Consider the following 12,004-nt stretch of genomic DNA (forward strand, 5'->3'; position numbering starts at 1 on the left):
TGTGACAGTTCGGCCCGGTCGCCTGCGGTCGGTGTCGACGACGGTGCGCGCCGGCGGCACGACGGGGGCGGGGTGGCGGCGCGATCGGCGTCGTCACCCCGCGTGACGGAGGTGGGGTTCGATGGAGCACGGCGGCCGCGGCTGGAGCCCGGGTTGCTCGTCTAGGCTGGCCGGCCGGGGGGTGGTACGCGTGCGACGGACAGCGCCGGTGGCGAACGCGGTGGGCCTGGTGGCCGGTTACGCGCTGGACAGGCTGCTCGGCGACCCTCGCCGGTGGCATCCGGTCGCCGGGTTCGGCCAGGTGGCGGGCGCTCTGGAGAGTCGCCTGCACCGGCCGGACCGGACGGCCGGCGCGGTGTTCACGGCGCTGGCCGTCGGTGGGCCCGTGGTGCTCGGGGCGGTCGCCGCGGCGGCCACCCGGGACCGGCCGGTGAGCCGTGCGGTGCTCGTCGCCGCCGGCACCTGGACCGTGCTGGGCGGCCGTACCCTCCGCCACGAGGCCGCCGTCATGGGCCGAACGCTTCGTGACGGTGACCTGCCCGCCGCCCGACGGCGCCTCGGCAACCTCTGCGGCCGGGACCCCTCGACCCTGGACGAGTCGGAGTTGGCCCGGGCCACCGTCGAGTCGGTCGCGGAGAACACCTCCGACGCGGTGGTCGCCCCGCTGCTCTGGGGTGCGGTCGCCGGCCTGCCCGGGCTGCTGGGCTACCGCGCCGCCAACACCCTCGACGCCATGGTCGGGCACCGATCGGAGCGTTACGCGCGGTTCGGCACCCCGGCCGCCCGGCTGGACGACCTGCTCAACCTGGTGCCGTCCCGGCTGACCGGGCTCCTCACCATCGCCGTCGCGCCGGTCGCGAACGGCGACCGGGAGCAGGCCTGGCGGGTGTGGCGACGGGACCGCAACGATCACCCGAGCCCCAACGCCGGCCAGTGCGAAGCGGCGATGGCCGGCGCGCTCGGCGTCCGCCTCGGTGGCCGCAACAGGTACTTCGGGCGCTCCGAGGTTCGCCCGTTCCTGGGTGACGGCCCCCGTCCCGAGGCGCGACACCTGAAGCGGGCAGCCCGCATCTCCGGCGCTGTCGGCCTGGCCGCACTCGGGCTGGCGGCCGCGTACCCGGTGACCGTCGGCCGCCTGGCCGGCGCCGTCGCTCGTCGGAGTCTGCGGGCCGTCGCAGCCAGATCCGGGAACGGCCTGCGGTCCGGCGGGGCCGAGGGCGGCCTGCGGTCCGACGCGGCCGGGGGCGGCCTGCGGATGGCTGGGCGGAACGGCCGCCTGCTGTCCGGCGGGGTCGGGTCGGAGCGGGGCCTGTTCCGCGGTGCGGCGCGGCGGGGGAGCGGGCGGTGAGCGGCGGGCTGCTGGTCGCCGGCACCACCTCGGACGCCGGCAAGAGCGTGCTCACCGCAGGCATCTGCCGATGGCTGCACCGGCAGGGCGTGAAGGTGGCGCCGTTCAAGGCGCAGAACATGTCGAACAACTCGGCCGTCGTGGTCGGGCCGGACGGGCGTGGCGGCGAGATAGGCCGCGCGCAGGCCATGCAGGCCGCCGCCTGCGGGCTCGCCCCGGACCTGCGCTTCAACCCGGTCCTGCTCAAGCCCGGCAGCGACCTGGCCAGCCAGGTGGTTCTGCTCGGTACGGCGGTCGACACGATCACCGCCGGCACCTTCCGACAGGTGCGGCCCCGGCTCGCCGAGACCGCGTACGCGGCGCTGGCCGAGCTGCGGGCCGCGTACGACGTGGTGATCTGTGAGGGCGCCGGGAGCCCGGCGGAGATCAACCTGCGGACCGGGGACTACGTGAACATGGGGCTCGCGCGGCACGCCAACCTGCCCGCCATCGTGGTCGGCGACATCGACCGGGGCGGCGTCTTCGCCTCGATGTTCGGCACGGTGGCCCTGCTCGACCCGGCGGACCAGGCGCTCATCGCCGGCTTCGTGATCAACAAGTTCCGCGGCGACCTCGGCCTGCTCCAGCCCGGGCTGGACATGCTGCGTCAGGTGACCGGCCGTCCCACGTACGGGGTGCTGCCCTGGTCGCTCGACCTCTGGCTGGACGCGGAGGACTCGCTCGCCTACGGCCGGGTGCTCGGCCGCCCCGCCGCTCCGCACGGCACCGACTGGCTGGACGTGGCAGTCGTCCGGCTACCCCGGATCAGCAACGCCACCGACGTGGAAGCGCTGGCCACCGAACCGGGCGTGCGCGTACGCCTCACCGTCGAACCGGCCGAACTGGCGGCCGCCGACCTGATCGTCCTGCCCGGCTCGAAGTCGACAGTCGCGGACCTCACCTGGCTACGCGAGACCGGCCTCGCCGACGCGGTGACCAGACATGTGGCAGCCGGCAAGCCGCTGCTCGGCCTCTGTGGCGGCTTCCAGATGCTCGGCCGGGCCATCCACGACCCGGTCGAGAGCCGGCAGGGCAGCGTGCCCGGGCTCGGCCTGCTGCCCATCGAGATCACCTTCGATCCGCGCAAGACCGTCCGGCAGTCGGTCGGCACCGGCCCCGGCGACGTGGCGGTCCGCGGCTACGAGATCCACCACGGGTACGTCTCGCAGACCGACCCGGCCCTGACTCCGTTGCTGACCGGGGCCGACGGCGACGGTGAGGGCGCGGTGCTCGGCGCGGTGCACGGCACGCACTGGCACGGGGCGTTCGAGTCCGACGGGTTCCGCCGCTGGTTCCTCACCGAGGCCGCCCGGCTGGCGGGGCGTACCGGGTTCCGGGTCGCGCCGGGCACCAGCTTCGCGGCAGCCCGGGAAGGCTCGCTCGACCTGCTCGGCGACCTCGTCGAGGAGCACCTGGACACCGACGCCCTCTGGCGCCTCATCGAGAGCGGCGCACCCCCCGGCCTTCCCGTCATCCCACCCGGCGCCCCGCAGCTTTGAGCAGGGCGGTTCAGGGCCGGATGTCGGCGGGGCGGTCCGTGGTGGGCAGGCCGGCGGCCAGCCACGCGTCGACGCCGCCGATCATGTCGGTGGCCCGGCGCAGGCCGAGGGTCTGGAGGCTGGCGGCGGCCAGGCTGGAGCTGTAACCCTGGCGGCACACCACCACGATCTCCCGGTCGTAGGCGGTGGCCTCCGGGATGCGCCAGGCGCTGGCCGGATCGAGCCGCCACTCCAGCACCGTGCGGTCGATGACGACCGCGCCGGGCAGGTCGCCCTGTTCGCGGCGCTGTGCGTCGGTACGGGTGTCGACCAGCAGAGCGCCACCGCGGACCGCCTCGACGGTCTGCTGTGGAGTCAATCGGTGCAGCCCGGCGCGGGCCTGTTCGAGCAGGGCGTCAATGCCGGGGCTCATCACGTCTCGGAGCACCACCCGATCATGCCGACTCGGGTGCCAACCCGCGCGGCGAACGGGCCGCCCGTCACCCGTCGCCCGCCCCAATTCCCCCGGTCGTGAGAATGACCGGCCCCGGGTGTCAGCCGGACGTGTCACCCCACCGAAATCGGCGTGATCGACTCGGCTTCCTGGATGTCGGGGTGTACCGGCCGCCGGGATACCCCGACATCAATGAGGCCGAGTTGATCTGGGTGGTGAACCGCCGTCGCCGGTGCGTGGGCGGGGCATACTTCGGTCGTGCACGGACTCGTCACCAGGGGGCCCGCCCGTAGGACCCCCAGCGGCGCGGCCCCGACGGCGCGGGCCGGGACGGGGATCGGCGCGGCCGAGGGCGGGGCCTGGGGCGGCGCTCAGGGCGGGAACGAGGGCGGGGCTGGGAGCGGAAACGAGGGCGTGGACGAGGGCAGGGCTCAGGGCGGGAACGAGGGCGGGGCTCAGGGCGGAAACGAGGGCGTGGACGTCGACGGGCCGACCGAGCGATCCGCCGCGCCGGTGCCGCCGGTGGTGGTCGTCGAGGCGTACGCCGAGTTGGCCCGTCGGGTGCTCGCGGACCCGGCGCGGTTGGGGCGGACCCGGCTGGTCGCGGTGGACGGGCCGAGCGGCGCGGGCAAGAGCCGGTTCGCCGCGCACCTCGCGGACGCCCTGGCGGCGCTGCCCGGCGGGCGCCCGCCAGTGGTGCACACCGACGACCTGCTCGACGGCTGGGACGACCAGCTCACCTTCTGGCCTCGTCTGGACAGGGAGGTGCTGACCCCGCTGCGCCATGGGAAGCCGGGCGCGTACCGGCGCTACAGCTGGGTGCGGCGGTGCTTCCTGCCCCGCCCGGTGCCGGTGCCGGTGACGCCGGTGCTGATCGTGGAGGGGGTCAGCGCGGCCCGTGCCGTCGTCCGGCCGGAGCTGACCCTCGCCGTCTTCGTCACCGCGCCCGCGCCGCTGCGGCTGGCCCGTGCGGTCGAGCGGGACGGGCCGGAGATCCTGCCCGAGCTGCGCCGCTGGCATACCGGGGAGCGGGCGCATTTCGCCGCCGACGACACCGCGGCGCGCGCCGACCTGGTGGTCGACGGTGCGCCGACGCTGCCGCTGGACGCGTCCCGCTACTACGTGCGGGTCCGCTGACCGGGCATGGACGCCGGCCACCCGCTGCGGCACGATGCGAGGAGTCACGGCGAACGGGGGCCCATCATGACGGCAGCGGACGCGCCAGCGCGGCGCCGGATCACCCTCACCGGCATCAGCTCGCGGGCCTGGGAGCATCCGGCCGACCGGGGCGCCCTGGTCGCGCTGCGTGAACTGCGTGGTTTCGACGACGTGGTGCGGGCGTTCTTCGGCATGTGGAACGAGCGGGGTTTCCGGCTGTCCGTGTTGGCGTCCGGCATCCGCGTCGATCACCGGCAGTATCCGGCGGTGTGGCAGCGCTACACCGAGGCCGCGGCGGCGCTCGACGTCGCCGAGCTGCCCGAGCTGTACGTGACGCAGTCGCCCTGGCTGGGCGCCGAGGCGGTAGGTCTGGACCGGCCGTTCATCGTGCTGAACTCCGCGTGCGTGCAGCAGCTCGACGAGGACGAGCTGCGCTGCCTGCTCGGCCACGAGTTGGGGCACGTGGGCAGCGGGCACGCGGTCTACAAGACGATGCTCATGATCCTCACCCGGTGGGCGGCCAACCTGAGCTGGTTGCCGGTGGGCGCGTTCGCGCTGCGGGCGATCATCGCGGCGATGCTGGAGTGGTGGCGCAAGGCGGAGCTGTCCGCCGACCGCGCCGGCCTGCTCGCCGGCCAGGACCCGGCCGCCGCGCTGCGGCTGCTGATGAAGCTCGCGGGCGGCGGCGACCTGTCGCAGATCGACACGACCGCCTTCCTGGAGCAGGCCGCCGAGTACGCCGGCGGCGGCGACCTGCGCGACAGCCTGCACAAGATCCGGATGACGGCGTGGAGCACGCACCCGGCGCCGGTGGCGCGGGCCGCGCAGTTGCGGCAGTGGATCGACGCCGGGGCGTACGGGCGGGTGCTGGCCGGGGACTATCCGCGCCGCGACGACGACGCCTCGACAAGTGTCTCGGAGGAGATCAAGGCCGCCGCCGAGTCGTACCGGGAGGAGTTCAGCCGCTCCACCGACCCGCTGGTCGGGTTGCTGCGCCGCCTCGGCGACGGCGCCAGCGACGTCGGCGAGTGGGTGGGCGGCACGGCCGGCCGGGCCCGCTCCTGGATGGACGCCGCCACCGAGGCCGCCGGCCGCGCGCACCGCGCCGGCCGGGCCGCCCCGGGTGCGCGGGCGGGCTCCGGCCCGGCGGGCGACGGTGACGGTACGGGCTCGGCCAACACGCCTGGGTAAGGCCGGCATACGATTCCGGTCATGACCTCACCGATCATGTCCGAGTCCGAGGTACGGGCCGCCGTCGAGCGTGAGATGCCAGGCGTACGCGCCGACCTGGAACGCCTCGTCCGCATCCCCGGCATCGCCTTCGAGGGCTTCGACCACTCACACGTGGAGCGTTCCGCCGAGGCGGTCGCCGAGCTGCTGCGCGGCTGCGGCCTGGACGTCGACATCGTGCGCTCCGGCGGGCAGCCCGCGGTGATCGGCCGTCGGGCGGCCCCACCCGGTGCGCCCACCGTTCTGCTCTACGCCCACCACGACGTGCAGCCGGTCGGTGACCTGTCGCTGTGGGAGTCCGACCCGTTCGAGCCGGTCGAGCGCGACGGGCGCCTGTACGCCCGGGGCGCGGCCGACGACAAGGCCGGCATCATGGCGCACGTCGCGGCGCTGCGGGCGTATGGGGACGCGCTGCCGGTCGGCGTGGTGCTGTTCATCGAGGGCGAGGAGGAGTACGGCTCCGACTCGCTGGAGCGGCTGCTCGCCGAACACCGCGACGAGATCGCCTCGGACGTCATCGTGATCGCCGACTCCGGCAACTGGGACATCGGGGTGCCGGCGCTGACCACCTCGCTGCGCGGCGTCGTCAACTGCTTCGTCGAGGTCCGCACGCTGGACCACGCCGTGCACAGCGGCATGTTCGGGGGTGTCGTCCCGGACGCGCTCACCGCGCTGGTCCGGCTGCTGGCAACCCTGCACGACGACGCCGGTGACATGGCGGTGGACGGGCTGGTCAGCCGGGAGGGCGCTGCCGTCGACTACCCCGAGGACCGGATGCGGGCTGAGTCCGGACTGGCCGAGGGTGTCCAGTTCATCGGCACCGGCCGGCTCACCGACCGGGTCTGGACGAAGCCGGCGGTGTCGGTGCTCGGCATCGACGCGCCGTCCACCGGCGAGGCGCCGAACGCCCTGGTCCCGGCCGCGAAGGCGAAGCTCAACGTCCGTCTCGCGCCGGGAGACGACCCGAAGCGGGCGTACGCGGCGGTGCGCGCCCACCTGGAGAAGCACGCGCCGTGGGGCGCCCAGGTGACCGTCACTCTGGAGCACGACGGCGACCCGTGCGTGATCGACGCGTCCGGGCCGATGTTCGACGCCGCCCGCTCGGCGTTCCGCGCCGCCTGGGACGGCACCGACCCGGTCGACATCGGCATCGGCGGCTCGATCCCGTTCATCGCCACGTTCCAGGAGATGTTCCCGGCTGCGGCGATCCTGGTGACCGGTGTGGAGGACCCGCACGCCCGCGCGCACGGCCCGAACGAGAGCCTGCACCTCGGCGAGTTCGCCAAGGTCTGCCTCGCCGAGGCGCTGCTGCTGGGCAAGGTGGCCGCGGCAGGCAGTTAGGTGTCGGAACGACAACTTTGCGTCTCATCTGGGAGTTTGCGGCGTGTCGCCGGGCGGGCTGTTATAGCCTTTCGAACATGAGTACGAACGAGGTGATGGCCCGGTTGGGGGCCGCCGTCAGCGCACTGGGGGACGTCGACGTCTCCGCGTGGTCCGAGGACACGCTCAACGACCAGCTCGGTGAGCTGTCCGCCGCCCTGGTCGCCCTCGACTCGGTGCTCTCCCGGGTCGCCGGCGAGGTCCGCGCCCGAGGGTTGCGCATCGAGGAGCCCGTCTCCGCCTGATTCCCGCTGCCCCCTCGTGGGCTGCGGCACCGCGCCGACACCGCCCGGGCACGGCAATGCCCGGGCGGTGTCGGAGGTGGCTGGCAGGATGGGCTTCGTGCGGTTCATCGACCTGGCGGCCACCTCCGCCGCCGTGGGCGCCACCAGCGGCCGGCGGGCCAAGGTGGAGCTGCTCGCCGACGCGCTGCGCCGGCTCGACCCGGCCGAGGTGGAGCCCGGCGCCGGCTATCTCGCCGGTGAGCTGCGCCAGCGGCAGACCGGCGTGGGCTACGCGAGTCTGCGTGACCTGCCGCCACCGGCCACCGAGCCGACGCTGACCGTGGCCGCCGTCGACGCGGCCATCGAGCAGATCGCCGCCGTGCAGGGCGCCGGGTCGCAGGCCCGCCGCCGGGCTCTGCTCGGCGGCCTCTACGCGGCGGCCACCGCCGACGAGCAACGGCTGCTCACCGGCCTGTTCGGGGGTGAGCTGCGCCAGGGCGCCCAGGCCGGGCTGCTCGCCGACGCCGTGGCCCGGGCCGCCGAGGTGCCGGTGGCGACCGTCCGTCGGGCCCTGCTGCTCGCCGGTGACCTGCGTGCCGTGGCGGTAGCCGCGCTGGCCGGCGGCGAGGCCGAGCTGGCCGGGTTCGGCCTGCAGGTCGGCCGGCCGTTGGCGCCGATGCTCGCGCAGAGCGCCCCCTCGGTCGACGAGGCGCTGGCCGCGACCGGCACGCCGGCGGTGGTCGACGTGAAGCTCGACGGCATCCGCATCCAGGTGCACCGCTCCGGCGCCGACATCGCCGTGTTCACCCGCAGCCTCGACGAGATCACCAACCGGGTTCCCGAGGTCGTCGCGGCGGTCCGCGCCCTGCCCGGCCGGGAGCTGGTGCTCGACGGCGAGGCGATCGGCCTGGACAAGACGGGCCGCCCGCTGCCGTTCCAGCAGACCTCCAGCCGGGCCGCCCGGCGCACCACACCGAGCACCACCGGGCGGACTCCGGTCGCCCCGGCGGTGCTCGCGGCCGCCGCCAGCACCGGCGCGACGGTGCTCACTCCGTACTTCTTCGACCTGCTGCACCTCGACGGCCAGGATCTGATCGACCTGCCCGGTCGGGAGCGGTGGGCCGCGCTCGCCGGCGCGGTGGACGCGTCGCTGCTGGTGGGCCGCATGGAGGTCGACAGCGCGGAGCAGGCCGGCGCGGCGTTCGCCGCCGCGCTCGACGCCGGCCAGGAGGGCGTGGTGGTCAAGGCACCGGACGCCCCGTACGACGCCGGCCGGCGCGGCGGCGCCTGGGTCAAGGTCAAGCCACGGCACACCCTCGACCTGGTGGTGCTTGCCGTCGAGTGGGGCAGCGGCCGGCGCAAGGGCTGGCTGTCCAACCTGCATCTGGGCGCCCGTGACCCGCGTACGGGCGACTTCGTGATGCTCGGCAAGACGTTCAAGGGGCTCACCGACGAGCTGCTGCGCTGGCAGACCGAGCGGTTCCTCGACCTCGCCGTGGAGCGCGGCGACTGGGTGGTCCGGGTCCGCCCGGAGCAGGTGGTGGAGATCGCTTTCGACGGGGTGCAGACGAGCACCCGCTATCCGGGTGGGATGGCCCTGCGGTTCGCTCGGGTGGTGCGCTACCGCGACGACAAGTCCGCCGCCGAGGCGGACACCATCGACGCGGTCCGCGCCATCCACGCCGGCCGGGTCACCGGCTGACGCCGGCCGCAGGCAGGACGGGTCAGGCGGACGCGCTCGGCGTCGGCTCGGCCGCCCGGTCCAGCGGGGCGCTCGCGCTGTCGAGCCCGGCGGCCCGGCGTGCCTCGCGTCGGGCCACCCAGCCGTAGCCGAAGAGCGCCATCGCGGCGAAGAGCCACCACTGCACGACGTAGCCGAAGTTCTGCCAGTTGTTGGTGTGCCCGACCGGCACGGCCTTGAACGCCCCGTCGGCGGCCGGGGTCTGGTCGTCCAGCAGCAGGTAGCCGCCGTAGACCGGGTAGGGCAGCTCGCGGGCCAGGCGCGGTACGGCGATCCGCCGCGTCTCCAGCCGGCCGTCGCGGCGGTCCACCGTGCCGGCGCCGCTCTCGGTCTCGTGCACCCGGCCGCTGACCGTCACGTCGCCGCCCGGCGGGGCGGGCACCGACGGCTGGGCGGTCGCCCCGCCCGGCGCGGGCGGGATCCAGCCCCGGTCCACCAGCAGCGCGCTGCCGTCGGGGAGCACCAGCGGGGTGAGCACCTCGAAGCCGACCCGGCTGTCGACAGTCCGACCACGGACCAGGACGGTGTTCGACGTGTCGTACCGGCCGGTGGCGGCGATCCGGGTCCAGACCTTGTCCTTCGCGGGGGCCGGGCCGGCGGTCCCGGGGCCGCCGGTGGGCGCGCGGAACGCGTCGGCCAGGGGCGCCGGGGCCATCCGCTCGCCCGCGTCGATCCGCTCGTTGATCTCGGTACGGCCCCGGTAACGGTCCAGCTGCCAGTTGCCCAGCCACACCATGACGGCGGCGGCGACCAGGGTCAGCGCGAGGGCGCCCAACCAGCGTGGGCTCAGCAGGAACCGGTACACGGCACCGAGGCTACTCGTATGACCGGGGCCACTCACCGCGACCGGGCCGGGACGGTCCGCCGACCCCCGGTTGGCGGTACTCGCCCGTCGGACCGGACGGGTATCGTCACGCCGACGGATCGACCTTTTCGGTTGTCCGTCACGTACCCGCCGCCGCCCGCGAGGAGTCGATGATGACCGTCGTGCCGCGCCTGGTGCTCAGCGCGCCGTCCTCCGGGCACGGAAAGAACGCGCTGGCGATCGGGCTGCTCGCCGCCCTGGCCGAGCGGGGTGTCGACGTCGCCGGGTTCAAGCTCGGCCCGGATCATGTCGACGCCGCGTACCTCGGTCTCGCCGCCGGTCGGCCCGGTCGGGTGATCGATCCCCGGCTGGTCGGCGTCGACCGGCTCGCCGCGCTTGTCGCACACGGCGCCGCGGGTGCCGCGCTCGCCGTCGTGCAGGGCAGCATGGGCCTGTACGACTCCGTCGGTGGCCGCCCGGAGCAGGAGTCCACTGCCGCCGCGGCCACCGCGCTGCGCAGTCCGGTGGTGCTGGTGGTCGACGTGGCCGCGATGGGGCAGTCGGTGGCCGCCCTGGTGCACGGTTTCCGCTCGTACGACGAGCAGTTGTGGCTGGGCGGGGTGATCCTCAACCGGGTGGCGTCGTCGCGGCACGAGGCGATGCTGCGCGAGGCGCTGGACGACGTCGGCGTGCCGGTCTACGGCGCGCTGCGTCGCCAGGACCTGCCGGCCGTGTTGCCGTCGCGCCGGCACGGGGTGGCGCCGGTGGTCGACTCCTCGACCGACGCGGTCCGTGCGGTGCGCAGGCTGGGTGAGGCGGTCGCCGCCACGGTCGACCTGGAGCGGCTGCTCGGGCTGGCCCGTTCCGCTCCGCCGCTGCCGGCGGCGGCCTGGTCGCCGCAGGAGGCGCTCGGCGAGCTGGTCGTTCCGGCGCAGCGCCCGCTGGTGGCGCTCGCCGGTGGGCCGGGCGGCAGCTTCAGCCACCCGGAGACCGCGGAACTGCTGTCCGCCGCTGGCGCCGAGGTGGTCACTGTCGATCCGCTGCGCGACGAGGCGCTGCCCGTCGGCACCCGCGCGCTGGTCGTCGGGGGTGCGCTGCCCGAGTCGTACGCCGAGCAGCTGTCGGCCAACCGGCGGCTCTGCATCGCGGTGGCCGAGCTGGCCCGCACCGGCCGGCCGGTGGTCGCCGAGGGCGCCGGCCTGCTGTGGCTGGCTCGGGAGCTGGACGGGCTGCCGATGTGCGGTGTGCTGGACGCGGTGGGTGTGAGCCGCGACGGCCTCGTGGTGGGCTACCGGGAGGCCACCGCCCAGACCGACAGCGTGGTCGCCGCGCGCGGCACGGTGGTCGTCGGGCACAAGGAGCACCAGGCGGTGCTCACCCCGCGCGCCGGTCAGCGGCCGGCCTGGAGCTGGGACGGCGGCACGCCGGAGGGTTTCGTGTGGCGCAACGTGCACGCCTCGCAGCTCACCCTGCACTGGGCGGGACACCCGGCGACCGCCGCCCGGGTGGTGGCGGCGGCGGTGAGCGAGCCGGCAGCCGAGGCGGTGCCCGCGCAGCCTCCCGTGGTGCCCGCGTGATCGGTGAGTTGGCGGTCCGCCGGTTTCCGGCGTTGACCGTCTCCACTCCGCGTACGGAGGTGCGTCGGCTCACGGCGGCGGACGCGCCGGCCGCCGGGGAGATCTTCGCCGACAAGCTGACCCGGCGGTGGCTGCCGCTGGCCGACGACTCCGGCCCGATCGACGGGCACGCCTGGTGCACGGATCTGGCCCGGCAGCGGCGCGACAGCGGCGAGGGCGACCACTACGCGGTGGTCCGCCGGGAGGACGACCAGATGGTCGGCTCCCTCTGGACGCGGCGCACCGACTGGGGCGCCCGGCTCACCGAGGTCTCCTACGCGATGGCCCCCCACGCCCGGGGCTTCGGCCTGGCCGCCGAGGCGGTGGACGCGGTGGCCATCGCGCTGATCCTGGAGCACGGCTTCCAGCGGGTCGAGCTGCGGGTGGCACCCGGCAACCTGGCGTCCCGCCGGGTCGCCGAGAAGGCCGGCTTCAGCTACGAAGGGCTGCTGCGCAACGCCGGTTTCGTCGGCGGTGGCCGGGTCGACCTCGAACTGTGGTCGTTCGTGGCCGCGGATCTGCGCTGATCCG

11 protein-coding genes are annotated in these 12,004 nt (G+C 74.9%); 9 read left to right on the top strand and 2 right to left on the bottom strand.

From position 1 onward, the window contains the following. Positions 1–121 precede the first annotated feature (121 nt). Positions 122–1,348 (top strand): cobalamin biosynthesis protein, encoded by a 1,227-nt coding sequence (locus ACGGAQ_RS25740; protein WP_393053236.1) that lies wholly within the window; start codon positions 122–124, stop codon positions 1,346–1,348. Further along, the gene (locus tag ACGGAQ_RS25745) at positions 1,345–2,886 is read left to right on the top strand and encodes a cobyric acid synthase (RefSeq protein WP_393053239.1); all 1,542 of its coding nucleotides are present in this window, start codon (positions 1,345–1,347) and stop codon (positions 2,884–2,886) included. Before ACGGAQ_RS25740 ends, ACGGAQ_RS25745 begins: the two co-directional genes overlap by 4 nt. 10 nt (positions 2,887–2,896) lie before the next feature. Here ACGGAQ_RS25745 and ACGGAQ_RS25750 read toward each other — a convergent pair whose 3' ends face one another. After that, complete coding sequence (locus ACGGAQ_RS25750) at positions 2,897–3,298, bottom strand: rhodanese-like domain-containing protein (protein WP_354858820.1); 402 nt, start codon at positions 3,296–3,298, stop codon at positions 2,897–2,899. 495 nt (positions 3,299–3,793) lie between these two features. On the opposite strand from ACGGAQ_RS25750, the gene ACGGAQ_RS25755 reads away from it, so the two are divergent. From ACGGAQ_RS25755 to ACGGAQ_RS25775, 5 genes are all read left to right on the top strand, one after another. Continuing rightward, positions 3,794–4,456, top strand: coding sequence for a uridine kinase (locus ACGGAQ_RS25755; protein WP_393053395.1), 663 nt, complete (start codon positions 3,794–3,796; stop codon positions 4,454–4,456). Positions 4,457–4,522: 66 nt separating this feature from the next. Next, entirely contained in the window at positions 4,523–5,668 is a 1,146-nt protein-coding gene (locus ACGGAQ_RS25760; RefSeq protein WP_393053242.1) for a M48 family metallopeptidase, read from the top strand. 36 nt (positions 5,669–5,704) lie between these two features. Then, on the top strand, positions 5,705–7,048 hold the full coding sequence (locus ACGGAQ_RS25765) for a dipeptidase (RefSeq protein ID WP_393053398.1): 1,344 nt from the start codon (positions 5,705–5,707) through the stop codon (positions 7,046–7,048). A 77-nt stretch (positions 7,049–7,125) separates the two neighbouring features. Then, entirely contained in the window at positions 7,126–7,332 is a 207-nt protein-coding gene (locus ACGGAQ_RS25770; protein ID WP_007464240.1) for a hypothetical protein, read from the top strand. Between the two features lie 88 nt (positions 7,333–7,420). Then, positions 7,421–9,013 (top strand): ATP-dependent DNA ligase, encoded by a 1,593-nt coding sequence (locus tag ACGGAQ_RS25775; RefSeq protein ID WP_393053401.1) that lies wholly within the window; start codon positions 7,421–7,423, stop codon positions 9,011–9,013. A gap of 22 nt (positions 9,014–9,035) precedes the next feature. On the opposite strand, the gene ACGGAQ_RS25780 is transcribed toward ACGGAQ_RS25775, so the two are convergent. Continuing rightward, positions 9,036–9,857, bottom strand: a complete 822-nt coding sequence (locus ACGGAQ_RS25780) for an SURF1 family protein (protein ID WP_393053245.1) — start codon at positions 9,855–9,857, stop codon at positions 9,036–9,038. Between the two features lie 173 nt (positions 9,858–10,030). On the opposite strand from ACGGAQ_RS25780, the gene ACGGAQ_RS25785 reads away from it, so the two are divergent. Then, positions 10,031–11,434 carry a cobyrinate a,c-diamide synthase gene (locus ACGGAQ_RS25785; protein WP_393053248.1) on the top strand — a complete coding sequence of 468 codons (1,404 nt, stop codon included), beginning with the start codon at positions 10,031–10,033 and terminating at the stop codon, positions 11,432–11,434. After that, positions 11,431–12,000, top strand: coding sequence for a GNAT family N-acetyltransferase (locus tag ACGGAQ_RS25790; RefSeq protein ID WP_393053251.1), 570 nt, complete (start codon positions 11,431–11,433; stop codon positions 11,998–12,000). The genes ACGGAQ_RS25785 and ACGGAQ_RS25790 overlap by 4 nt, the downstream gene beginning before the upstream one ends. The last annotated feature ends 4 nt before the right edge of the window (positions 12,001–12,004 follow it).

This window comes from Micromonospora sp. NPDC047557 (genome assembly GCF_043205095.1).
Classification (GTDB): Bacteria; Actinomycetota; Actinomycetes; order Mycobacteriales; family Micromonosporaceae; genus Micromonospora.